General features: G+C 71.3%; 25 protein-coding genes. 15 read left to right on the forward strand and 10 right to left on the reverse strand.

What is annotated here, in order from left to right; translation table 11 throughout:
• Positions 1-113 precede the first annotated feature (113 nt).
• Together RUR49_RS02210 and RUR49_RS02215 are read left to right on the forward strand one after the other, a co-directional pair.
• On the forward strand, positions 114-1022 hold the full coding sequence (locus tag RUR49_RS02210) for a hypothetical protein (protein ID WP_409144701.1): 909 nt from the start codon (positions 114-116) through the stop codon (positions 1020-1022).
• Between the two features lie 76 nt (positions 1023-1098).
• A complete protein-coding gene (locus tag RUR49_RS02215; RefSeq protein ID WP_409144702.1) occupies positions 1099-2007 on the forward strand; it encodes a hypothetical protein in 909 nt (302 codons plus the stop codon).
• A 34-nt stretch (positions 2008-2041) separates the two neighbouring features.
• On the opposite strand, the gene RUR49_RS02220 is transcribed toward RUR49_RS02215, so the two are convergent.
• Positions 2042-3082 (reverse strand): GSU2403 family nucleotidyltransferase fold protein, encoded by a 1041-nt coding sequence (locus RUR49_RS02220; protein ID WP_409144703.1) that lies wholly within the window; start codon positions 3080-3082, stop codon positions 2042-2044.
• Between the two features lie 321 nt (positions 3083-3403).
• Here RUR49_RS02220 and RUR49_RS02225 point away from each other — a divergent pair, with 321 nt between their 5' ends.
• From RUR49_RS02225 to RUR49_RS02235, 3 genes are read left to right on the forward strand one after another with little or no spacing between them, the layout of a single operon-like run.
• Positions 3404-4018, forward strand: coding sequence for an ATP-dependent Clp protease proteolytic subunit (locus tag RUR49_RS02225; RefSeq protein WP_409144704.1), 615 nt, complete (start codon positions 3404-3406; stop codon positions 4016-4018).
• Positions 4019-4031: 13 nt separating this feature from the next.
• Complete coding sequence (locus RUR49_RS02230; RefSeq protein WP_409144705.1) at positions 4032-4373, forward strand: hypothetical protein; 342 nt, start codon at positions 4032-4034, stop codon at positions 4371-4373.
• A 42-nt stretch (positions 4374-4415) separates the two neighbouring features.
• Positions 4416-5258, forward strand: a complete 843-nt coding sequence (locus tag RUR49_RS02235) for an aldo/keto reductase (RefSeq protein WP_409144706.1) — start codon at positions 4416-4418, stop codon at positions 5256-5258.
• A 6-nt stretch (positions 5259-5264) separates the two neighbouring features.
• Here RUR49_RS02235 and RUR49_RS02240 read toward each other — a convergent pair whose 3' ends face one another.
• Positions 5265-5969 (reverse strand): DUF599 domain-containing protein, encoded by a 705-nt coding sequence (locus RUR49_RS02240; RefSeq protein WP_409144707.1) that lies wholly within the window; start codon positions 5967-5969, stop codon positions 5265-5267.
• A 345-nt stretch (positions 5970-6314) separates the two neighbouring features.
• Between RUR49_RS02240 and RUR49_RS02245 the strand changes: the two genes are divergently transcribed.
• Positions 6315-6440, forward strand: a complete 126-nt coding sequence (locus RUR49_RS02245; RefSeq protein WP_409144708.1) for a hypothetical protein — start codon at positions 6315-6317, stop codon at positions 6438-6440.
• Between the two features lie 208 nt (positions 6441-6648).
• Entirely contained in the window at positions 6649-7305 is a 657-nt protein-coding gene (locus tag RUR49_RS02250; protein WP_409144709.1) for a glutathione S-transferase family protein, read from the forward strand.
• Between the two features lie 28 nt (positions 7306-7333).
• On the opposite strand, the gene RUR49_RS02255 is transcribed toward RUR49_RS02250, so the two are convergent.
• Positions 7334-7573 (reverse strand): hypothetical protein, encoded by a 240-nt coding sequence (locus RUR49_RS02255; protein ID WP_409144710.1) that lies wholly within the window; start codon positions 7571-7573, stop codon positions 7334-7336.
• Between the two features lie 339 nt (positions 7574-7912).
• Here RUR49_RS02255 and cysS point away from each other — a divergent pair, with 339 nt between their 5' ends.
• The 5 genes from cysS to cimA all read left to right on the forward strand — a co-directional run bounded on the left by cysS (position 7913) and on the right by cimA (position 13498).
• Entirely contained in the window at positions 7913-9475 is a 1563-nt protein-coding gene (gene cysS, locus RUR49_RS02260) for a cysteine--tRNA ligase (protein ID WP_409144711.1), read from the forward strand.
• A gap of 211 nt (positions 9476-9686) precedes the next feature.
• The gene (locus RUR49_RS02265) at positions 9687-10271 is read left to right on the forward strand and encodes a hypothetical protein (protein WP_409144712.1); all 585 of its coding nucleotides are present in this window, start codon (positions 9687-9689) and stop codon (positions 10269-10271) included.
• A 16-nt stretch (positions 10272-10287) separates the two neighbouring features.
• On the forward strand, positions 10288-10890 hold the full coding sequence (locus tag RUR49_RS02270) for a GFA family protein (protein WP_409144713.1): 603 nt from the start codon (positions 10288-10290) through the stop codon (positions 10888-10890).
• Positions 10887-11837, forward strand: a complete 951-nt coding sequence (gene pip, locus RUR49_RS02275) for a prolyl aminopeptidase (protein ID WP_409144714.1) — start codon at positions 10887-10889, stop codon at positions 11835-11837. Before RUR49_RS02270 ends, pip begins: the two co-directional genes overlap by 4 nt.
• Before the next feature lie 17 nt (positions 11838-11854).
• Positions 11855-13498: a citramalate synthase gene (gene cimA / locus RUR49_RS02280; RefSeq protein ID WP_409144715.1), complete on the forward strand. Its 1644-nt coding sequence runs from the start codon at positions 11855-11857 to the stop codon at positions 13496-13498.
• A 275-nt stretch (positions 13499-13773) separates the two neighbouring features.
• Here the strand turns inward: cimA and RUR49_RS02285 are convergent, their stop codons facing one another.
• On the reverse strand, positions 13774-14373 hold the full coding sequence (locus RUR49_RS02285; protein WP_409144716.1) for a TIGR00730 family Rossman fold protein: 600 nt from the start codon (positions 14371-14373) through the stop codon (positions 13774-13776).
• A 119-nt stretch (positions 14374-14492) separates the two neighbouring features.
• Here RUR49_RS02285 and ubiG point away from each other — a divergent pair, with 119 nt between their 5' ends.
• On the forward strand, positions 14493-15272 hold the full coding sequence (gene ubiG, locus RUR49_RS02290) for a bifunctional 2-polyprenyl-6-hydroxyphenol methylase/3-demethylubiquinol 3-O-methyltransferase UbiG (protein ID WP_409144717.1): 780 nt from the start codon (positions 14493-14495) through the stop codon (positions 15270-15272).
• A 24-nt stretch (positions 15273-15296) separates the two neighbouring features.
• Here ubiG and RUR49_RS02295 read toward each other — a convergent pair whose 3' ends face one another.
• The 5 genes from RUR49_RS02295 to RUR49_RS02315 all read right to left on the reverse strand — a co-directional run bounded on the left by RUR49_RS02295 (position 15297) and on the right by RUR49_RS02315 (position 19673).
• Positions 15297-15803 carry a DUF1178 family protein gene (locus RUR49_RS02295; protein ID WP_409144718.1) on the reverse strand — a complete coding sequence of 169 codons (507 nt, stop codon included), beginning with the start codon at positions 15801-15803 and terminating at the stop codon, positions 15297-15299.
• On the reverse strand, positions 15800-16678 hold the full coding sequence (locus RUR49_RS02300) for a carbon-nitrogen hydrolase family protein (protein WP_409144719.1): 879 nt from the start codon (positions 16676-16678) through the stop codon (positions 15800-15802). Before RUR49_RS02300 ends, RUR49_RS02295 begins: the two co-directional genes overlap by 4 nt.
• Before the next feature lie 29 nt (positions 16679-16707).
• Entirely contained in the window at positions 16708-16962 is a 255-nt protein-coding gene (gene grxC, locus RUR49_RS02305) for a glutaredoxin 3 (protein ID WP_409144720.1), read from the reverse strand.
• Positions 16963-17068: 106 nt separating this feature from the next.
• Entirely contained in the window at positions 17069-17893 is an 825-nt protein-coding gene (locus RUR49_RS02310) for a ComF family protein (protein ID WP_409144721.1), read from the reverse strand.
• Positions 17894-17957: 64 nt separating this feature from the next.
• Entirely contained in the window at positions 17958-19673 is a 1716-nt protein-coding gene (locus RUR49_RS02315) for a uracil-xanthine permease family protein (protein ID WP_409144722.1), read from the reverse strand.
• 247 nt (positions 19674-19920) lie between these two features.
• On the opposite strand from RUR49_RS02315, the gene RUR49_RS02320 reads away from it, so the two are divergent.
• The gene (locus RUR49_RS02320) at positions 19921-20790 is read left to right on the forward strand and encodes a methyltransferase domain-containing protein (protein WP_409144723.1); all 870 of its coding nucleotides are present in this window, start codon (positions 19921-19923) and stop codon (positions 20788-20790) included.
• A gap of 302 nt (positions 20791-21092) precedes the next feature.
• Positions 21093-21464 carry a hypothetical protein gene (locus RUR49_RS02325; protein ID WP_409144724.1) on the forward strand — a complete coding sequence of 124 codons (372 nt, stop codon included), beginning with the start codon at positions 21093-21095 and terminating at the stop codon, positions 21462-21464.
• Here the strand turns inward: RUR49_RS02325 and RUR49_RS02330 are convergent.
• Entirely contained in the window at positions 21436-23040 is a 1605-nt protein-coding gene (locus RUR49_RS02330) for a beta-1,6-glucan synthase (protein WP_409144725.1), read from the reverse strand. The genes RUR49_RS02325 and RUR49_RS02330 overlap by 29 nt on opposite strands.
• Between the last annotated feature and the right edge of the window lie 62 nt (positions 23041-23102).

The following is a 23102-nucleotide window of genomic DNA, read 5'->3' on the forward strand; positions in this document are numbered from 1 at the left end:
CGAAGCGGGACCACATCGGCGGCACGCGGCCCGGGGGCGGCGCGGCGATGGTTTTCCGCACTTCGGCTGTCCAGCGGGCTCACGGGTCACGCCGCAGAAGGGGGTAACGAGCCATGAACTCCATCATCGGGATGGCGCGCGGTGCCGTGTGGGCGGTGCTCTTCGGAGCCGTCGCGGCCGGCTCCTTCGCGCTCGGCTCCGTCGCGACGCCCGCCGCTGCCAACGAGCTGAAGCTGATGTGTCCCGGCGAGGGCGGCGACACCTATCGCTTCAAGGACCGCCGCACCAAGGAACAGAGCGAGGTGAAGGACCCGCAGCTGAAGGCGCTCGCCGAGCAGGCGTGCGAGACCTCCCTCGGCGCAAAGGCCGAGACCGGCCCGGTGGCCATCACCAACAAGCAGTCAAAGCCGATCTATGTCGGCTTCACCACCATCGACCACAAGCCGGGGCCGATCACCTGGGGCACGGGGTGCACGAAGTCCGGCAAGGGCGCCAAGATCGCCGCCGGCAAGACCTGCAAGGCGACTGTGGCGAGCAACGCCGCGCCGTCGCGCTTCTGCGCCAGCCCGAAGGCCGTGCCGAAGGACTGCTTCGACGCGCAGCAGAACCACCAGACGATGGTGGAGACGAACTTCGAACCCAGCACCAACGCCGGCTGCTTCAACAAGGGCAACTGCGTCTGGTTCGACATCAGCGTCATCCCGCAGAACTGCACGGACGCGCTGTGGAAGAAGAACAGGTGCGCCAGCACTGGCGGCGCCTCGTACAACTTCCCGGTTTCGATCGCCTGCGGCACCAGCGCCAAGCCCACCTACACCTGCCAGGGCCCGACCACGACGAAGTGGGGCAACTCGAAATATCCCGGCAACTGCGGCAACCCGGACGCCACCTGCCAGAGCAAGAAGAACTGCCAGAACGCCTATTTCTATCCGATGTTCGATCCGCCCGAGAACAAGTACCAGCCGAACGCGGTCTGCCTCGCCGGCCAGACGCTCGCCATCACCTTCCTCGCCGGAAAATGACCCGCCCGGGCGCGCGACGGCGGGCGCCGCGCGGCGCCCCGGCGCGGCCTCGAACGGGTGACACGGAGCAACCTCCATGCGCGTTCCCAAGAGCCTCACGAACACGGCCCTCTCCTTTGCGCTCGCGATCGGCCTCGCCGCGACGGGCCTCGGCCTCGCCGGCTCGCTCTCGCCGGCCGCAGCCGCCAAGGAGCTGAAGCTCATCTGCCCGACGGACGGCGGCGACGGCTACGCCTTCAAGGACCAGCGGACGAAGGAGACGACGCCGATCCGCGACCCGCAGCTGAAGGCGATCGCCGAGCGCGCCTGCAAGGGGCCGAAGCTCGACAGCACCGACGCGACCGGGCCGGTGAAGATCGTCAACAAGCAGAGCGTGCCGATCTATGTCGGCTTCACCGCCTCGGGCGGCACGCCGGGCTCGATCACGTGGGGCTCGGGCTGTTCGAAGAGCGGCAACGGCGCCAAGATCGCCGCCGGCGCCACCTGCCAGGCGAGCGTGACGGCCGACGGCACCTCTACGCGCTTCTGCGCCGACACCGACGCGGTACCCTCGAACTGCTTCGAGGCGCAGCAGAACCACCAGACGATGATCGAGACGAACTTCGAGCCGGCGTCGAACGGCGGCTGCTTCAACCAGGGCAACTGCGTCTGGTTCGACATCTCGCTGATCCCGTCGACGTGCACGGACCAGCTGTGGGACGAGAACCAGTGCGCCAACACCGGCGGCGCCTCCTACAACCTGCCGGTCTCCGTCGCCTGCGGCTCCTCCACCGTCTACACCTGCCAGGGCCCGGTGAGCGGCGCCTGGGGTCCGGAAAACTATCCGAGCAAATGCGGCAACCCGGACGCCACCTGCCAGAGCTCGGCGAACTGCCAGAACGCCTACTTCTACCCGATGTTCGACCCGCCGGAGAACGCCTACCAGCCGAACACCGTCTGCACGGCGGCGCAGACGCTGACGATCACGTTCCTGGCGGGGGAGTGAGGGCGGGGCGGCGCCTGCCGGCAGCAGGCGCGCCTCAGGCCGGGCTCGTCGTCCCCTCCCGAAACAGGGGCACGGCGGCCTCGTACACATCGCGCGGCAGCATCCGCAACTGCGCGGCATCGTAGGCGAGATGCGGCAGGTAGCGCGACACCAGGCGGCCTACCGTCGCGGCCTGGATGGCGTCGCGCCGCCGCCGCAGCGGGTCGCGATCGATGCGCCGCGAGAGCCAGAGCTTGTGTGCCACGAACACGCGCGGATCGACGGCCACCAGACGCGCCGGGCTCCCCCTTTCGTCGACCACGACCGCCTCGAAGGGTGGGGCGCTCTCCAGCCAGGACAGCCCGGCAATCGACACCGCGGCGATATCGTCGGACGCAGGGCCGACCGTCTCCCGCTCGTGCCGCCACGGTTCGTGCCGTTCCGGCTTGATGAGATCGACGAGATAGCCGTCGGCATTGGTGGCGCGAAATACCTCCCGACCGCGGACGAACGTCCTGTCGAGGCGCCGCAGCAGCGCGATCAGCGTGCCCTCGGGAACATCGGCGGAGGCTAGCATCCGCAGCCTCCGGCGAGCATCGAAGAGGAGGTCGATGTCGAGGGTAGCCGTGACGCTGGCGTCGACCATCACGCCGGCCGCTGCCTCGTAGGCATAGATCGCGTTCGTACCGATGACCCGCAGGCCCCGCCCGAGCAAGCCGGCGTCGTCGAGGGACCGGATGATGCGGGCGCCGAGAAGCGGCACGCGGCCGAGCCCGAGCGCCCTGTTGACCGCCGCCTGTCGATCCAGGGTCGCGCGCAGCTGCTTGGCACGCGCCTGCGCCGCGGCTCGCCCCTCCTCCCATTCGGACTTGAGCGCCTCCGTCTCGCTGCCGCGTTTTCCGACGACCTTCTGGCGGCGGTTTCCGGACGCGTCGTAGTAGCTGCGTGTCAGATACTCGTCGCCGTTCGACCGGTGCCAGACGAGCGAACCGCGGAAGCCGCGCAAGCGCGCCGCCGCATCCCGCCAGGCACCGAAGCGCTGCGCGGTATTCACCCGCTCGCGGGCCTGATCGAGCGTGAGTTCGTTGATTTCCATGGGCTCGGCGGGCGATGTCATGCGGGACCGGACTGCATCTGATCGGCGATGCGAAACTCTAGAGGACTTTTGCAACAGTTGGATCGGATTTCTCATCCAAGTGTTGGTGTCGTTGAATTTATTAGCAGAATTCCGGAAATTGGCGATACCGTGGTCTGCCGCAACGGGCCGTGTCTCGGACCGTCAGCCTTCCAGCACCGAGACGCCACGGGCGTCCCCTTCTTGCCCCCCGTTTGCACCGGCCGCCCCCGTGTCCTAAATGGGGGGATGTCCGCGGCGGCCGGTTCGCCGCCCCCCTCTCGCCCACCAGGACCACATCCCATGCGCTTCTCGGACCGGATCCCGTCACGCCTCGACGACGAGGACGATGAGGAGAAGACCAAGACCCCGCAGTCGATCCCGGTCGACAAGCACCTGTTCGACGCCCGCACGGTGCTGATCACCGGCGGCATCACCCAGGAGCTCGCCCGCGACGTCACGGCGCGGCTGTTCGCGCTCTCGCACGTCTCCAACGACCCGATCACGGTCGTGGTGTCCTCGCCCGGCGGCCACGTCGAATCCGGCGACATGATCCACGACGCGATCAAGTTCGTGCGGCCGCGCGTGCGCATCCTCGGCATGGGCTGGGTGGCGAGCGCCGGCGCGCTGATCTACGTGGCGGTGCCGAAGGAAGACCGCTACTGCACGCCGAACACCCGCTTCCTGCTGCACCAGCCCTCCGGCGGCTCGAGCGGCCCGGCGACCGACATCGAGATCCAGGCGCGCGAGATCCTGAAGATGCGCGACCGCCTGAACCGCATCTTCTCGGAGGCCACCGGCCAGCCGGTCGAGCGGATCGACAAGGATACCGACCGCGACTACTGGATGGACCCCGAGCAGGCGATCGCCTACGGGCTCGTCGGCCGGGTCGTGCCGACGATCGACGACCTGCCCTGACACGGAGGCCGGCGTGACCGTCACCCTGCGCGGCATCGTCGCCGCAGCCCTTGTCGTCGCCGGGGTGACGGCGGCGGCGGCGCAGTCGCCCGGACCCTATGACATGCGCTATGCGGTGACGGCGGAGACGGCGCTCACCGCCGACATCGAGAAGGGCTCGCGCGCGGCCGGGACGATCCCTGCGGGCTCCGACGGCATCGTGCTGCGCTGGTGCCGGCCGGAGATCCCCTTCGCGACGTGGCAGTTCGGCTCGCCGGCGACGTGGCGCAAGCTCCTCGACGAGCGCCGCTGCGAGGTCGGCTGGAACGGCCAGGTCGGATATGTCGAGGGCAGCGCGCTGCAGCCGGTGCGCTGACCATCCGCTGACCACCCACAACCCGAGGACGAGGCGACGGACATGACGGTGAAGGTTCCGACCATCGATGCCGCCGGGGTCGCCATGCCGGCGATCGGCCTCGGCACCTGGGACCTGCGCGGTGCGGAGTGCGTCAAGGTGGTCGGCGAGGCGATCGGCCTCGGCTACCGCCACATCGACACCGCGGCGATGTACGCCAACGAGCGCGAGGTCGGCGAGGGCATCCGGGCGAGCGACGTCCACCGCGGCGACCTGTTCGTCACCACCAAGGTCTGGCCGGACAATCTCGCCCCGAAGGACCTGCTGCGGTCCGCCGGGGAGAGCCTCGAACGGCTCGGCCTCGCCTATGTCGATCTCTTCCTGATCCACTGGCCGAGCCGGACGGTGCCGCTCGTCCAGTCGATCGACGCGCTCTGCGAGGTGAAGCGGCGCGGCTGGGCGCGCGCCATCGGCGTCGCCAACTTCACGGTCGCGATGGTCGAGGAGGCGGTCGCGCGCGCCGTCGAGCCGCTCGCCTGCAACCAGATCGAATATCACCCCTACCTCTCGCAGACGCGCGTGCTGGAGGCCTGCCGGCGCCACGGCATGGCGGTGACCGCCTATTGCCCGATCGCCCGCGGCGCCGTGTCCGACGATCCGGTGATCCAGGAGATCGCAGCCAGGCACGGGCGCACGCCGAGCCAGGTGGCGCTGCGCTGGCTGATCCAGCAGCCGGGCGTCGCTGCCATCCCGAAGACGGCGCGGCGCGAGCGGCTGATCGAGAACCTCGGTGCCGTCGAGTTCAGCCTGACGGAGGCCGAGATGGCGCGCATCGCCGGCCTCGCCCGCCCCGACGGCCGGCTGATCGAGGAAGACAACGCCCCGGTGTGGGACGCCGCCGAATAGGCGGCGTCAGCGAACCGCCGGCGGATCGCCGGCACCGCGCAGGCTGGCGGCGAGCGAGCGCGAGGCGAACTGCCGGCGCGCCAGCACGGCGACGATGAAGGTCGTCGTGGCGATGAACGCCCACGGCCCGGCGAACCAGCCGAGCAGCCCGACCGACAGGAACATCGCCCTGAGGCCACGGTTGAAGTGGCGCCCGGCGATGACGATCATGTCGGCGGCCCGGCCGACCGCCGCCCGCCCCTCCGGCGTCTCCGCCTCCTCGCCCTGCGGCACCGCCCCGATCAGGATCGAGGCGTAGTTGAACAGCCGGTAGGACCAGCCGAACTTGAAGAAGGCGTAGGCGTAGACTAGCAGCAGGCCGAAGCCCTTCGCCTCCCATTCTCCCGCCGTGACGCCGCCGGGCGCCAGATCCGACATCACCTCGGCGACGCGATCAGACGAGTTCAGCACCGCGAAGGCGGCGCCGATGGCGAGCGCCGAGGTGGAGGCGAAGAAGGCGCAGCCGTTCTGCAGCCCGGTCATGATGGCGGTATCGACCATCCGCATCTCGCGCCGCGCCATCGTCGCGATCCACTCGCGCCGGTGGCCGTCCATGACGTGGGAGAGCGAGCGGAAGCGCAGCGGGCTCGCATCGACCAGAAGGCCGTAGACCAGCCAGCAGCCAACGAACCAGGCGACGGCGATGAAATCGAGATGGGGCAGCTGGCTCACCGGTCTCGTCTCCCAGGCTTCGGCGGATCGGCGAGCCCTCGCTCAACCCGAGCGCCGGGCGAGCGATGCCGGGTGGCGGCGCGACAGCCCCTAGCCTCGATCCTGCCCGGGCGGGCGGAGCGACCGCAAGCCACACGGCGCGATTCGCAGCCGGGGGTCACGACGGCGCATAGCAGCCATCGGTGGAATTCATGGCGGATCACCGTGCAGACGCTTGCACACGGTAAAGAATTCGTTACTGCTTCGGGCTCGGTCGCATCGGGACGATGAGTCGGCTCCCTGGGGGGCAGCCTTCCTCGACACCGGCGACCGCGGGGAGGCTCGTTCCTCTTTTCAGGAAACCTCATGGACAGACGTGTGACGCCGTCCTGCTGGGGTGTGATGACGTGGACCGTCGTCGCGCTCGGCATGGCGCTCATTCTCGCGAACCTCATCGGCGGCTTCGGCGTGGCCGAGATCGCGATGAACTGACGACCGACGCCGGCCCTTCCGCCGGCGCCCCGGTCAAGGATCAAGCAACGGGGCGTGGCGCGAGCCGCGCCCCGTTTTCTTTTCGGAAGTCCCGGCGTGGTGCGAGGTGCGCTCCGATCGACGGCGGCGATGGGTTCATCAGCCGAATTCGCTGGAAATGCCGTGCGCCTCGTCCGATCCTCCGGCCGCGCAATTTCCGGAGCCCCGCATGGCCCTCACCCTCGTCATCGCCAACAAGCGCTATTCCTCGTGGTCGCTGCGCCCGTGGCTGGTGCTCAGCCACTTCGGCATTCCGTTCGAGGAAATCCTGATCCCGCTCGACCAGCCGGACACGCGCGCGCGCATCCTCGAGCACTCGCCGACCGGCAAGGTGCCGTGCCTGATCGACGGCGACGTGCGGGTGTGGGAATCGATCGCCGTCATCGAGACGATCGCCGACTGGTTCCCCGAGCATCCGGTGTGGCCGGCGGACAAGGCGGCCAGGGCACACGCCCGGGCGATTTCCGCCGAGATGCACTCCGGCTTCGCGGCGCTCCGCCAGGCCTGCCCGATGAACCTCGGCCGCGACGACCGCACCTTCAAGGACCGGGGCGAGGGTGCGGCGGCCGACGTCGCCCGCATCGAGGCGATGTGGCGGGAGACGCGGGCGCGCTTCGGGGCCGGCGGGCCGTTCCTGTTCGGGGCGTTCTCGGCGGCGGATGCGATGTACGCGCCGGTGGTGACGCGCCTCGACCGCTACGGCTGGCCGGTGGCGGCCGACACGCAGGCCTACATGGACGCGGTGCTGTCGATGCCGGCGATGGTGGCGTGGACGGAGGCCGGCCGCGCCGAGGAATGGCGCGCCTGGGCCGACGAGGTGGACTGAGGCCGTCTCCCGGAACCGCCGCCGCCGCTCAGCGGCGCGGCGCGAACAGCGCGATTTCCAGCGACGGGCCGGCGCGGCAGCCGATGCCGGCGGCGTAGCACATCGGCTTCTCGTCGATGGCGCCCGACGCGGAGGGGCCAATCGCCGCCATTGCCACGAAGGTGAACGGCGCCGACAGCATCGCGAGCAGGAGCACCACCGTCGCGAACGAGGCGAGATGGGCACGCGTCGGCAGCAGCGAGCGGAGGGTGATGGCGGTGGCGGTCATGGCGGTCGTCCCTCGTTCGGTGGCGGTCCGGAAACCGCGGCGTTGGGACGGGTTCTAGGGGTTGGGCGCTGAACCCCGCCTGAGGGCCGCATTCAGAGTGCGTTCAGGCGGCCGGGGCGCTTCCGGGGCGGGCGCATTTTCGCGGGGCGCTTGACGATTTCCGCGGGATCGGTCACTCACAGGGGCATGACGACGGCGATGCGCACGGGCGCGATCATCTGCGGGATTATTTGCGGCTAGCGCGCATACGCTGGCTGCGGCCGTCTCCCTTTCAAAACACCCTCCGAAAAGGATACGGACGCCCCGGCGAGGCACTCGCGCCGCCTGTGGGGACGGACGATGACGGATTTCGGCACGGGCGTGACCGAGGCGGACGGCGGCTTCCGCGGCCTCCGGCTCTACGACACGCTGACCAAGGAAAAGCGCGACATCCGGCCGATCGACTGGCGGCCGGAGGCCGGCGTCGCCCCAGTGGACCGCCATGTGCGGATGTATGTCTGCGGGCCGACGGTCTACGACTTCGCCCACATCGGCAACGCCCGGCCCGTCATCGTCTTCGACGTGCTGTTCCGGCTGCTCCGCCATCTCTATGGCGAGGGCCACGTCAAATACGTCCGCAACATCACCGACGTCGACGACAAGATCAACGCGCGCGCCGCCCGCGAGCACCCGGAGCTCGCCCTCAACGAGGCGATCCGGCGCGTCACCACCCTCACCGAGCAGCAGTTCCACGAGGACGTGGCGGCGCTCGGCTGCCTGCCGCCGACGGTGGAGCCGCGGGCGACGGATCACATCGAAGAGATGCGGGCGATCGTCGAGCGCCTCGTCGCGCGCGGCAACGCCTACGTGGCGGAAGGCCACGTGCTGTTCGACGTCGCCTCGATGCCGGGCTACGGACGGCTCGCCCGCCGCTCGCTCGACGAGATGCTGGCCGGCGCCCGCGTCGACGTCGCCCCCTACAAGAAGGGGCCGATGGACTTCGTGCTGTGGAAGCCCTCGAAGCAGGGCGAGCCCGGCTGGCCGAGCCCCGCCGGCATCGCGGTCGCCGGCCGCCCCGGCTGGCATCTCGAGTGCTCGGCGATGTCGATGGCGGAACTGCTCGCGCCCTATGGCGGCGGGCTCACCTGCGACGACCCGCTGAAGAACACCTTCGACATCCACGGCGGCGGCATCGACCTCGTCTTCCCGCACCACGAGAACGAGATCGCCCAGTCCTGCTGCGCGCTCGGCACGCCGGCGATGGCCGAGACGTGGATGCACAACGGCTTCCTGATGGTGGAAGGCGAGAAGATGTCGAAGAGCCTCGGCAACTTCGTGACGATCCGCCAGGTGCTCGCCGACTGGCCGGGCGACGTCGTCCGCCTGACGATGCTGAAGACGCACTATCGCCAGCCGATCGACTGGACGGTGAAGGGGCTGAAGGAGAGCGAGAAGACGCTGCGCAAGTGGCGGGACGCCATCCGGCGCAACGGCTTCGCACCGCCCGCGGCGCTGCCGGGCGGCTTCCTCGAATATCTCTCCGACGACCTCAACACCCACGGGGCGCTTGGCGAGATGCACCGCTTCGGCTTCGAGGGGAACCGCGGCCACAGGGGCGAGCCCCACGCGGATGCCGCGTCGGCCGACGCCGCTCAGGAGATCGGCGCGGGCAAGCTCATCGCCTGCGCCGACTTCCTCGGCATCGAGCTGCGGCCGGAAGCTGCGGCGGCGAGCCCGGCGGCGGGTGTCAACGAAGCCATGGTCGCCCCGCTCATCGAGGCCCGCCTCGCCGCCCGTCGCGCCCGCGACTTCGCCGAGGCCGACCGCCTGCGCGCCGAACTCGCGGCGCTGGGTATCGCGCTGAAGGACGGCAAGGACCCGGCGACTGGCGAGCCGGTGACGACCTGGGAGGTGGCGCGGTGAGCCTCGCCATGTCGAACCCGCGGCGCCCCCCCTCCCTACCCTCCCCCGCGAGGGGGGAGGGTTTTCCGTTGGCGGTCTGGCTAAAGCGATTGCCTCAATCTCGACGCGAACCCTCCCCCCTCGCGGGGGAGGGCAGGGAGGGGGGGCCGCGGGCACAGTCCCTCGAGAACCGCACGCACCGCCGCGGGCTCTCGACCCTGGAGGTGGCGCGATGACGCTAGACGAGCGCTCTCCCGTGGTCGTCGCCGATGCCGGGCCGCTGATCCGTCTTGCGGCGGCGGGGCTGCTCGGCTCCCTGCGCGGCCTCAACCGGCGCATCGTTCTCGTCGACCGCGTCGAGGATGAAGTCTCGGCCGATCGCACCAAGCCGTTCGCCGACGAGATCGTCGCCTGGATCGAGGCGATGGGGCCGGCGATCGAGCGGGTCCGCACCGTCGAGGGCTACGGCATCGCGGCGCTGCGCGAGAGCGCGGACACGCCGGAGGCGGCCTCGCTCCTCAAGCGACGCCTGCGCGACAGCGGCGAGCGCGCCATCCGCGAGTTCGTGGAAGGCTTCGAACCCGATGACGCTTCTGCCGCGATCATCCTCTACGAGGACCGCGACGCACCGGCGCTGATGGCGGCGGCGCGGGTGCCGCTGACCTTGATGACGACCCGCCGTTTCGCCCGTCTCGTCAACGACTGGGGCATCAACGTCGATGCCGTCGCCGCCATCGAGGCGATCACCGGCCGCTACGACCTGAAGCCGTCCACGATGATCGAGATCGAGCCGGCCTCCGGCTCTTCGGCCAAGTGACAAGCGAGGTGACGTCATGACCTCAGAAGCCTCCTCCCCCGCCCCCCGCCTGACCGGCGGCTGCCAGTGCGGGGCCGTGCGCTATGCCGTCACCGCCGAGCCGGAGAAGCCGTCGATCTGTCATTGCCGGATGTGCCAGAAGGCATTCGGCGCCTATTTCGCGCCGCTCGCCTCGGTGAAGAAGGCGGCGTTCGAATGGACGCGCGGCCAGCCAACGCGCTTCCGCTCGTCGAGCCTGGTCTCCCGCGGCTTCTGCGCCCTCTGCGGCACGCCGCTCACCTACGAATTCCATGGCGTCCCCGCGCCGGGCAGCGATGCGGCCGATGCCGCCCGGCACGGCGAGCCCCCGGAGGCGGTGGCCTCGAGCCCCGGCTTCGCGGCCCACGACGAGGTCGCCTTCTCGCTCGGCAGCCTCGACGATCCGGCTTTGGTGCCGCCGGTCATCCAGTACGGCATCGAGGCGCGGATGCCGTGGCTCGCCTCGCTCGACCGCCTGCCCGGCAGCGTCACCGAGGACGACATGCCAGAGGGTGCGATGGACGCGCTCGTCTCCTACCAGCACCCCGACCACGACACCGCGGACTGGCCGCCGGCGTCCGACGCGAAGGCGAAGACATGAGCGACCGCGGCCTCTACCCGCCGATCGAGCCCTATGCCTCCGGCCGGCTCGATGTCGGCGACGGCCATCAGGTCTACTGGGAGATCTGCGGCAACCCGGAGGGAAAGCCGGCCGTGTTCCTGCACGGCGGTCCCGGCGCCGGCTGCTCGCCGACGCACCGCCGCCTGTTCGACCCCGAGCGCTACCGGGTGCTGCTGTTCGACCAGCGCGGCTGTGGCCGCTCGCGGCCGTCGGCGAGCCTCGAGGCCAACACCACCTGGCACCTCGTCGCCGACATCGAGCGCCTGCGCGAGATGATGGGCGTCGACAAGTGGCTCGTCTTCGGCGGCTCGTGGGGCTCGACGCTGGCCCTCGCCTATGGAGAGACGCACCCGGAGCGGGTGAGCGAGATGGTGCTCAGGGGCATCTTCGCGCTCCGCCGCTTCGAGCTCGAATGGTACTACCAGTGGGGCGCCTCGCAGCTCTATCCCGACAAGTGGGAGCGCTTCCTGGCGCCGATCCCGGAGGCCGAGCGTGGCGACCTGATGGCCGCCTATCACCGCCGCCTCACCGGCTCCGACCGCGCCGTACAGCTTCAGGCGGCGAAGGCGTGGAGCGTCTGGGAGGGCGAGACGATCACGCTGATGCCGAACCCGGCGATGTCGGCGATGCATGCGAGCGACGCCTTCGCCCTCGCCTTCGCGCGCATCGAGAACCACTACTTCGTCAACGCCGGCTGGATGGAGGAGGGGCAGCTCATCCGCGACGCCCACAAGCTCCGGGCAATCCCGGGGGTGATCATCCAGGGCCGCTACGATATCGCCACCCCGGCCGTCTCCGCGTGGGACCTGCACAAGGCCTGGCCGGAAGCGGAGTTCCACCTCGTCGAGGGCGCCGGCCACGCCTTTTCCGAGCCCGGCATCCTCGAGCGCCTGATCGCCGCCACCGACCGCTTCGCGGCCGGCTGAGCGGAGGGACAAGACCCATGACCGACACGACTGCGCGCGAGCGCCTCTATCTCTTCGACACGACGCTGCGCGATGGCGCGCAGACGAACGGCATCGACTTCTCGCTCGAGGACAAGATCGCCGTGGCGAGCCTCCTGGAGCGGCTCGGCGTCGACTACGTCGAGGGCGGCTATCCCGGCGCCAATCCGCTCGACACCGCCTTCTTCGCCGAGAAGCGCACGAAGAAGGCGATCTTCACCGCCTTCGGCATGGTGAAGCGCGCCGGACGCTCGGTCGAGAACGACCCCGGCGTCGCCGACGTGCTCGGCTCGGCGGCCGATGCGTGCTGCTACGTTGCGAAGTCGTGGGACTATCACGTCCGCGTCGCCCTCGGGACGACGCTGGAGGAAAACCTCGTCTCGATCCGCGAGACGGTGGCGGCCACCGTGGCGGCCGGCCGCGAGGCGCTGGTCGACTGCGAGCATTTCTTCGACGGCTATGCCGCGAACCCCGACTATGCGCTCGCCTGCGCCCGCACGGCGTACGAGGCCGGCGCCCGCTGGGTGGTGCTCTGTGACACCAACGGCGGCACGATGCCGTCGCAGGTGGAGGCCGTGGTGCGGGCGGTGACGGCGGTGGTGCCGGGCGACCGCCTCGGCATCCACGCCCACGACGACACCGGCCAGGCAGTGGCGAACTCGCTCGCCGCCGTGCGCGGCGGCGCCCGCCAGATCCAGGGCACGCTGAACGGCATCGGCGAGCGCTGCGGCAACGCCAACCTCGTCACCCTCATCCCGACCCTGAAGCTGAAGCCGGCCTATGCCGAGCGCTTCACGATCGGCGTCGACGACGAGGCGCTCTCCGACCTGACAGGGATCAGCCGCGCCTTCGACGAGCTCCTCAACCGCGCTCCTAACCGGCACGCCCCTTACGTCGGCGAGGCGGCGTTCGCGACGAAGGCCGGCATCCACGCCTCGGCCATCCTGAAAGACCCCCGCACCTACGAGCACGTGCCGCCGGAGACCGTCGGCAACCGCCGCCGGGTGCTCGTCTCCGACCAGGCCGGCAAGTCGAACCTCGTCCACGAGCTCGACCGCGTCGGCATCCAGGTGGCCAAGGACGACCCGCGCCTCGACCGCCTGCTCGCCGACGTCAAGGCGCGCGAGGCCGAGGGCTACGCCTACGAGGGGGCCGACGCCTCCTTCGCGCTGCTCGCCCGCCGGGCCCTCGGCACGGTGCCGCGCTTCTTCGACGTGAAGAGCTTCCGGGTGATGGTGGAGCGCCGCTTCAACGCCGTCGGCGAGCTCGTCACGGTGTCGGAGGCGGTGGTGAAGGTGGTGGTCGACGGCGAGGAGATCCTCTCGGTCGCCGAGGGCAACGGCCCGATCAACGCGCTGGACATCGCGCTCCGGAAAGATCTCGGCCGCTACCAGTCGATCATCCAGGACCTCGAGCTCGTCGACTTCAAGGTGCGGATCCTCAACGGCGGCACGGGGGCGACGACGCGCGTGCTGATCGAGAGCCGCGACGGCGACGGCGACCGCTGGTTCACCGTCGGCGTCTCGCCGAACATCGTCGATGCGTCCTTCCAGGCGCTGATCGACTCGGTGACCTACAAGCTGATCAAGGAGGGTGCGGCGACCGCGAGCGGCGCCGTGGCGGCGCTGCGGAAGTCGGCTTGAGGCGGCGGGGTGGCGGGAGCTTATTGCGCTCTCACTGACTCAAGGCGGCGCCGAACCCGCGGCCCCCCCCCTCCGACCGGCTTCGCCGGCCACCTCCCCCGCGAGGGGGGAGGGTTCGCATCGAGATTTGAGCAAGAGAGTTGCCAGAGAGCGAAACGTAAACCCTCCCCCCTCGCGGGGGAGGGTAGGGAGGGGGGCGCCGCGAGTCCTGACGGTGCAGCATCCGGCGACGAGGCCGCGGCGAGGATCTCACGACCGAGGCAGCCGCCCGCCCCTCACATCCGCCGAAGCACCGCCGCGTCCTCGGGCCGTCCCGCCGCAGCGCCTTGTGCTGCCTCGAGCCGCGGCAGCAGGTCGGCGACCTCGGCCACCACCTCGTAGCGCAGCTCGTAGCCCGGGCGGATGAAGGCCTCGGCGCGCATGTGGTCGAGGAGATCGACCAGCGGCCGCCAGAAGCCGTCGACGTCGAGGAGGGCGATAGGCTTGTCGTGCTGGCCGAGCTGGGCCCAGGTCATCATCTCGACGACCTCCTCCAGCGTGCCGATGCCGCCCGGCATCGCCACGAAGGCGTCCGACTTCTCGAACATCAGCCGCTTGCGCTCGTGCATGTCGGCGGTGACGACGAGGTCGTCGGCGTCCTTCAGCATGACTTCGCGGTCGGCGAGGAACTGCGGGATGATGCCGGTGACGGAGCCGCCGTGGGCGAGCACCGAGCGGGCGATGCGCCCCATCAGCCCGACCGAGCCACCTCCATAGACAAGGCGCACGCCGGCACCGGCCAGCGTGCGGCCGAGCTCGTCGGCCACCGTGGCATAGAGGGGGTTTCGGCCCGGCGCCGAGCCGCAATAGACGCAGACACTGTTGATCGATCGCATGTCCCTCTGTCGCACCGCACAAGAAGGGGCGTCAAGCCGCAGCAGGCATGCCGGACGCCGGCGCCGCATTGACATCGCCGGCGCCCGCGCGACCTATCGCGGGGACAAGGGAGCCTCAGATGACGGGAAACAGCATCCTCGAGCCCGCGGCGACGGCACCGGCAACGGAGCGGACCACGGTCGATCCGGCCGAGGTCGCCCGCTTCGCGGCGCTGGCGAAGGAATGGTGGGATCCGCGCGGCAAGCTCGCGCCGCTGCACCGGCTCAACCCCATCCGGCTGCAGTACATCAAGGACGCCTGTGCGCGCCGCTTCGCCCGCGACCCGAAGGACAGCAATGCGCTGGCGGGCCTCACGATCCTCGACGTCGGCTGCGGCGGCGGGCTGTTGTCGGAGCCGCTCGCTCGCATGGGCGCCCGCGTCACCGGCCTCGACCCGGCGGAGGAGAACGTCGCCGTCGCGAGCCTGCACGCCGAACGCGCCGGCATCGCCGTCGACTACCGCGCCACCACGGCGGAAGAGATCGCCGCCGCCGGCGAGCGCTTCGACGTGGTCCTGGCGATGGAGGTGGTGGAGCACGTCGCCGACGTTCCGGCCTTCATCGCGGCCTGCGCCTCGATGGTGAAGCCGGGCGGACTGTTCGTCGCCGCCACCATCAACCGCACGCCGAAGGCGTTCATGCTCGCCATCGTCGGCGCGGAGTACGTGCTTCGGTGGCTGCCGCGCGGCACCCACTCCTACGACAAGCTGGTGCGCCCCTCGGAGCTGTCGTCGGCGGTGACGGAGGCGGGACTTCTGGTGCAGGAGACGATCGGCGTCGTCTACGACCCGCTGCGTGACCGCTGGTCGACGGCGGCCGACACCGACGTCAACTACATGCTGCTCGCCGGCCGCGGCTGAGGGGATCGCTCGCGGGCCGCTTGGTCAGTTGCGATCTTCCGGCAGCACCGGCAGGGCGTGCACCTCGATGCCCTCGTCGAGGAGCGCCTCGACCTCGTCGCGCGAGGCCTGGCCGTAGATGCCGCGGGCGTCCGTCTCGCCGTAATGGATCTTGCGCGCCTCCTCGGGGAAGCGCGGGCCGACGTTCTCGGCGTTTTCCTCGACGTGGCGGCGCATCTGCCGGAGCATCTCGGCGAGCGCGGCCGCGCGCGGATCAGGCAGCGTCACCGGCATGGGCGGCGGCGGGACGGGCGCCGCAGCAGCGGCGGCGGGCTCGGGCACCGCTGGTGCGGCGGCCATCGTCGCGGCGATCTCGGCGCGCTTGCGCGAGGTCGAGACGGCCGGCGCCATCAGCGCGCGCGTCACCGCGTGGGAGCCGCAGACGGGACAGGCCAGGAGCTCTGCTGCCTGCTGGCGCTCGAAGTCGTCGGAGGAGCGGAACCAGGCCTCGAAACCGTGCTCCTCGCCGCACTCGAGCGCGTAGCGGATCAAGAGGCCGCCCTCCGGGCCGCCGCATCGACGGGCGGCAGGTCCGGCACGCCGAACAGGCGGTCGTTCTTCAGGGCCGGGATGCGGCCGCGCGCCTCGGTCACCTTCGCCGGATCGAGATCGGCGAAGATCACCCCCGGCTCGGCGCCGGCCTCGGCGACGACGACACCCCACGGGTCGACGATCAGGCTGTGGCCGTAGGTCTCCCGGCCGTCCTCGTGGGTGCCGCCCTGGGCGGCGGCGACCACGTAGGCGCCGCACTCGATGGCGCGGGCGCGCATCAGCACGTGCCAGTGCGCCTCGCCCGTCTGACGGGTGAAAGCCGCTGGTACGGCGAGCAGCCCGGCGCCGCCCTTGGCGAGCGCCCGGAAGAGCTGCGGAAAGCGCAGGTCATAGCAGATGGCGAGCCCGAGCCGCAGGTCGGCCGGCGCGCCCGGCAGATCGACGGCGATCGCCTGCTCGCCCGGGCTGTAGGTGTTCGATTCCCGCCAGCTCTCGCCGTTGGCGAGGTCGACGTCGAACATGTGGATCTTGTCGTACTTGGCGATCACCGCGCCGTCCGGGCCGATGACGAAGGCGCGGTTGGCGACGCCGTCCGGTGTGTGGATGGCGAGCGAGCCGATATGGACGACGATGCCGAGCTCGGCCGCGACTTGGGCGAGACGCGTCAGCGTCGGATCCTCGGCCTCGGAGGCGATCTTGGCCAGCACCGCGGCGCGGTCGCGCTCGAGGAGGTTCGTCATCTCGGGGGTGACGACGTAGCGCGCGCCGCCCTTCGCCGCCTCGCGGATCAGCGCCTCGGCGGCCGCGATGTTGTCGGCGACGGTGCGCCCGGAGCGCATCTGCGCGCAGGCGACGCGGAAGGTCTCAGAGGCCATGGCAGTTTCCTTCAGGACCGCTGTCTCCTTCAGGCGGCGAGCAGCGGATCGAGCTTGCCGGCGCCGTCGAGGGCGTAGAGGTCGTCGCAGCCACCGACGTGGGTGTCGCCGACGAAGATCTGCGGATAGGTCGCCCGGCCCGAGCGCTGGATCATCTCGGCGCGCAGCTCCGGTCGCCCGGTCGCGTCGATCTCCTGGAACGCGGCGCCCTTCTTCTCCAGCAGGCTCTTCGCCGCCGAGCAGTAGCCGCAGGCCTGACGCGTGTAGATGACGACCTTTGCCATGATGCCCTCGCAACGTCGCAGCGTCGCGGAAAGTTCAGTTCCGTCTAAGTAGGTGAGGCGACTGGGGTCTGGCAAGGTGGGGGCGTCCCCGGCCGGCGCGGCGGCGTCAGATCCCCTCCCCCTGCACCACCCGGGCGAAGACGAGCACGTCGACCCGCGCCGCCCCGGCCCGCTTCAGCGCCCGCGTCGCCGCCGCGACGGTGGCCCCGGACGTCAGCACGTCGTCGACCAGCACGAGCCGCCGCCCCTCGACGGCGGCCTTGCGCCCGGCCGGCACGCGGAAGGCGCCGCGGACGTTGTCGGCACGCTCGCCCTTGTCGAGACCGACCTGATGCGGCGTCGGCCGCACCCGCTCCAGCGCGAACGGATCGACCGCGACGCCGCTGCTGCGGCCGACGACGTCGGCGATGGCGGCCGCCTGATTGAAGCGCCGGGTCCACAGGCGCCGCGGGTGCAGCGGCACCGGCACGAGGGCGTCGGCATCGACGAGGAGGTCGCGGCCGGCGCGCGCGGCCATCCTGCCCATCAGCGCCGCCACCTCGCCACGGTCGCGGTACTTCAGCGCGTGCACGAGGTTGCCGGCGACGTCGCCGTAGCGCACGGCGGCGCGGGCGCGGTCATAGGGCGGCGGGTCGGCGATGGCGGCGGCCGACAGCGCCCCCTCGCCGAGGTCGAAGGAGAACGGCGTGCCGAGCCGGTCGCAGAACGGCCGCTCGATCGGCGCGAGCCCGCCCCAGCACGTGACGCACAGCGCATGATCGTCGGCGACCGGGCGGCGGCAGGCGAGGCAGACCGGCGGCAGGGCGGTGTCGAGGACGGCGCGGCCGAGGCGCAGCGTCGCGTGGCCGGCGGCGGCGAGGCGCGCGCCGAAGGCCACCGGCCGCCGCACGGCCGGCTCCGCCGCCATCCCCTCGGGCAGCCATTCGCTCATGGGCGGTATCCTAGCGCGGCGGCGACCCAGCTGCGAGCGGGAGCGCCGCCGTCGAGGCGCCCGGCTACTGGTCGAAGACGATGCGCAGGCGCCGCCGGCCGCCGTGGTCCTGCACCTCGGAGCAATCGGCGCGGTCGAGGACCAGCCGGCGCTGCACCGCGGTCATGTAGGCGTCGACGTCCTCGATGTCGTCGAGGCTCGACGGCGGCGTCGGCGGCGGCATCTTCTCGAGGCTGACGCCGGCCGGCAGCATCGCCGTCAGCGCCGCCATGGAATCGGTCGCCTCCACCGTCAGGTCGAGGCCCTGCCCGCCGCCCTCGCGGCGCACGAGGTCGGCGACCTCCTCGGCCGCCAGGACCATCATGCCGGCGACGTCACGCGCCATGCCGAGGCGGGCGGTGGCGTCGCGGACGAAGTCGGTCATCTCCGGCAGCTCGGCGGCGGTGAAGGCGCGGGCGCGCTTGCGGCGCTGGCCGAGACCGAGCACCAGCGTCAGCACCACCGCGCAGACGATCGCCACCGTCAGGCTGGAGCGCGTCAGCGCCGCGAACGCCGGCGGCAGGCCGGCGAAGAAGGTGGGGAAAGCGTCGTGCGCCATCACCAGCAGGAGCGACAGCCCGACGACGAGGATGCGGCGATTGTCGAGGGCGCGCGAGGCGATGACGAACAGGCCGTTCATGATGATGAAGGCCGCCGAGAACAGCAGCACCGCGCCGGAGATTTCCTGCGGCACCATCAGGGCGACCGCGCGCACCGGCGGCAGCAGGCTCATGGCGATCAGGATCAGGCCCGCGAGGATGCCGACGGCGCGCGACAGCACCCCCGCCGCCACCGACAGCCCGACGCTGCCGGAGAACGAGTTGGTGCCGAGCGAGCCGAGGATCGCCGAGGTGAGCGTCGAGACGCCGTCGGAGAGGATGCCGCGGGCGATCTGGCGGTAGTCGGGCCGGCGCCAGCCGGGGGTGGCGGCGCGCTGCGCCGTCGTCACGTCGCCGGCGGTGCGCAGCGCGCAGGCGAGGCCGGCGATGACGAAGCCCGGCAGCAGCGCGAGGTCGAAGGTGGGCACGGGGAAGAACGGCATCGGCACGTTGACCAGGCCGATCTCGTGCCAGGCCGGCAGGCGGGTGAGGTCGAACTCGCCGAAGAACGGCGCCGCGACGAGGCCGACGACGAGGCCGACGAGGGCGGCGAGCGTCTTCAGCGAGCCGGGCAGGTAGACGGCGGCGAAGATCATCACCATCACCGTCAGCCCGCCGAGGCCGGGCGAGGCGGCGCGGTCGATCGCCGCCCCGTGCGGGTCGAGCGAGAAGATCAGCCGGAAGCCGACCATGCCGAGCAGGATGCCGATCGTGACGATGACGACGCCGGCGAGCTCGACCGAGACGAAGTGGCGGATGCGCCGGAGGATGAGCCCGAAGCCGAGCTCGACCACAGCGGCGATCATCAGCATGCCGGCCATCAACGGCAGGCCGCCGCGCTCCACCGCGAGCAGGATCGGCGGCATGTAGGCGGCGGTGAAGGTGGTGGGCACCAGCAGCCGCGAGCCGAGCGGACCGAGACCCCGGCACTGCAGCAACGTGCCGATGCCGAGCACCAGGAAGGCGAGGCCGATGAAGCGTTCGCCGTCGACGCTGCCGGCCGGCAGGGCGTTCAGCACGATCACCGGGAAGGCGATGTTGATCGCCGTCAGCACGCCAACGTGCTGGGCGGCGCTGCCGACCAGAAGGCCGAGCGGCGGTCGCTGGTCGGGTCCGTAGACCGTCCGGGTGCCGTCGCTCATCGCCGGCGCACGGTCCCGCCGTCCGCACCGGACGCCCTCAGCCGTTCCACCCGGTCCGTCCGCATCGCCGCGTCGCCCCCCCACCGGACGTCGCGCCGGCTGTGGCGCGAACGTGCCCCGGCGCGGGGCCGGTGTAAACGGGGCCGGCGCCGCTGCCGTACCGGCAGACGTGGTGCGCTCGGCCGCGACGTCCAGAGCCGGCGGGCGGCCATCGACGGTGCCGCATTTCGGTGCTAGCGCATCGGCCATGCCGACCGCCGCCCCCTTCGACCGCGCCCTCGTCGCCACCCGCCGGCGCCGCGCCCTCGCCCGCCATGCCGACGGCGGCGGCTTCCTGCGCGACGCGGCGGCGGACGACGTCGCCGAGCGGCTGACGGCGGTGAAGCGCGACTTCGCGCGCGCCCTCGATCTCGGCAGCGGCGGCCGCGTCGCGGCGGTGCTGCGGGCGCGCGGCGTGCCCGAGGTGGTGCGCGCCGACGTCCTCGCCGCCGAGCCGGCCGGTGGCGGACCGGACGTCGTGCTCGACGAGGAGGCGCTGCCGTTCGCGGCCGCGAGCTTCGACCTCGTGGTGGCGACGCTGACGCTGCAGGCGGTGAACGACCTGCCCGGCGCGCTCATCCAGATCCGCCGCGCCCTGAAGCCCGACGGGCTGTTCCTTGCGGCCCTGCTCGGCGGCGACACGCTCACCGAACTGCGCACGGCGCTGATCGCCGCCGAGGCCGAGCTCACCGGCGGGGCGGCGGCGCGCGTCGCCCCCTTCGCCAGCCTGCAGGATCTCGCCGCGCTCTTGCAGCGGGCGGGCTTCGCCCTGCCGGTCGCCGACGTCGACCGCCTCACCGTGCGCTACGACAGCCTGTTCTCGCTCGTCCGCGACCTCGCCGAGGCCGGCGCGACGAGCCCGCTCGCCGACCGCCCGCGCACGCCGCTGCGGCGCGCGGTGCTTCTGCGAGCGGCGGCGATCTACGCCGAGCGCTTCGCCGACCCCGACGGCCGCGTGCGGGCGACGCTCGACATCGTCTCCCTCTCCGGCTGGGCCCCGCACGAGAGCCAGCCGAAGCCGCTGAAGCCTGGGTCCGCGACGCACCGGCTGGCGGATGTGCTGAAGGGCGGGGGGTAGCGTTTCGCCGTCGGCCTTCGGCCTATCGGCGTCATCCCGGACGCGAAGCAACGCGAAGCGATCCGGGACCCAGCGCAATGGTTGTCGCGCGGGACGCGCGACGCTTAAGCCGCGCCTCCGGCGCGGACTTTGACGCTGGGTCCCGGATCGGCGCTCGGCTGCGCCTCGCTTGTCCGGGATGACGACTGCGAGCGGTTGCTCGACTGCCAGACAGGGTCACTACTCCATGACCAGCACCACCGCGAATTGACACCCGCACCGCGCCCGGCGATGAGGGACTCCCCCGAGGAGGCGATCACAGCATGTCCCGCGCCTACCTGCCCTCGCCGCTCACCATGATCGCCACGCTCGCGGCCTTCGCCGCCGCCCTCGCTGCCGCCGCGGCGGCGCGATACGGGCTCGTCGAGAACACGCCGCTCGGACATGCCTGCGAGGCCGGGGCGACATCGCTCGCCTGCACCGTGCGTTACGCCGTCAACGAGGGCTTCCGGACGCTGGTGCCGGGGATCGTGGCAGTGGCACTCGGCCTCTGGTGCCTGTGGAAGCCGGGGCCGCTGCCGCTGGTGCTGACGGCGCTCGTGGCCGGGCTCGGGCTGATGCTGTTCAACGCCTGGCCGTCGGCGCTCGCGCTGACGCTGGCGCTGCTCACGCTCGCACGCCCCGCCAGGGCCTGAGGGCGAGCGCCAACAGCACGCCTTCGGCGGCGAACAGCAGCGCCTGCCAGTTCTCGACACCCTCGCGGATGGCGACGCCGATGGCGACCGCCGCGATCAGCGGCGCCAGCACGCGCTCCGGCCGCGTCAGCGCGACGCCCGCCGGAACCGCCAGGAAGGCCGCCACCGGCACCGCGAAGGCGGCGACGGGGAAGTCGCGGTAGCGCGGATCGAGCAGCATCGCGAGCAGCCCGGCCGACAGCAGCAGAACGGTCGCGAGCAGCATCCAGCCGAGCATGGCGGCGAGCAGGCCAGGCGGGCCGGAACGGTCGCCGCCGAGCACGACGGCAAGCCGCGGCCAGCGCAGGTCGCGCGAGAGCGCCAGCGGCACCGCCACCATCAGGATCAGCGTCACGCCGAGGGTGGCGAAGGCGAAGGCCCAATCCCAGGCGTCGAGGCTGACGAGCGGCATCTCGACCAGCCACCACGGCAGGGCGACACCGGCGACGACGGCGACGAAGCCGAGCCGGAGCGGCTCGGTCGACAGCGCCCGCCGGCCCATCACCAGCATGCCGGTCGCCACCAGCACGCCGAGGAGGCCCTGCCAGAGCCAGAACGGCCGATCGAGCAGCGGCTCCCCCCAGGCGAACTTCAGGCCGAGGGCATCGTCGAAGATGCCCCAGTGGCCACCGACGGTGCCCTCGAGCGCCCGCTTCCACGGCTGGTCCTTCGCCTCGATGAGGTTGTAGTCCCAGCCGTTCTCCTTCGAGAGCGCGATGATGTCGGAAAAGTAGCGGGCCTGGTTCGATGGTGACGGCAGCGCGTCCTCGCGCATGCGGCCGGCGCTCGGCCAGCCGGTTTCGCCGATGACGATCTCGCGGCCGGGAAACAGCGTGCCGACGTGGCGGCGGATGTCGGCGACGTGTTCCTTGGCGTGGTCGATGCCGACCGGATCGTCCTCCCAGTAGGGCAGGATGTGGACGGTCACGAAGTCGATCCCGTCGGCGAGCGGCACGTTGCGCTCCCAGAACTCCCAGACGTCGGCATAGGTGACCGGCACGCCGGCGTTGTCGCGCACCTCGGCGATGGCCGCGGCGAGTTCCTCGACGGGAAGGTCGCGGCGCAGCAGCACCTCGTTGCCGACGACGATCGCCCGGATGACGTCCGGATACTCCTTGCCGAGCTCGATGGCGCGCTTGATCTCGGCGGCGTTGTCGGCGCGGTTGCGGCCGAGCCAGATGCCCATGAGGAGCTTCAGGCCGTGCTTGCGCGCCATCTCCGGCGCCTTGTCGAGGCCCTGGCCGACGGAGTAGGTGCGCAGGCACCCGGTCGAGATCGAGAGCGCCTCGAACTGGCGGTCGATCTGGTCGGGCGGAATGACGAGCCCCGCCTGGAACGGCGACTGCGTGCCTTCATAAGGGGCGTAGGAGAGACAGGCGATCTTCTCGCCCGGCGCGAGCGGCGGCGGCGGCAGCGCGGCGGGACGGCCGAGCGCCCACCAGGCGAGCGCCACGAGAAGCGGCACGGCGATCGCGACGGCGAGGCCGGTGAGGCGGGTGCTGCCCGAACGGGAAGGCGCGGTGAGCGGCGTCTGCATGCCGGGGGAAGCCCTTCGGAGACGGCCGTCGGACTGCGGTCGGGGCGCCCGCCTCTTCCGTT

The organism is Pseudoxanthobacter sp. M-2, from assembly GCF_046156265.1.
GTDB lineage: Bacteria > Pseudomonadota > Alphaproteobacteria > Rhizobiales > Segnochrobactraceae > CAMDHY01.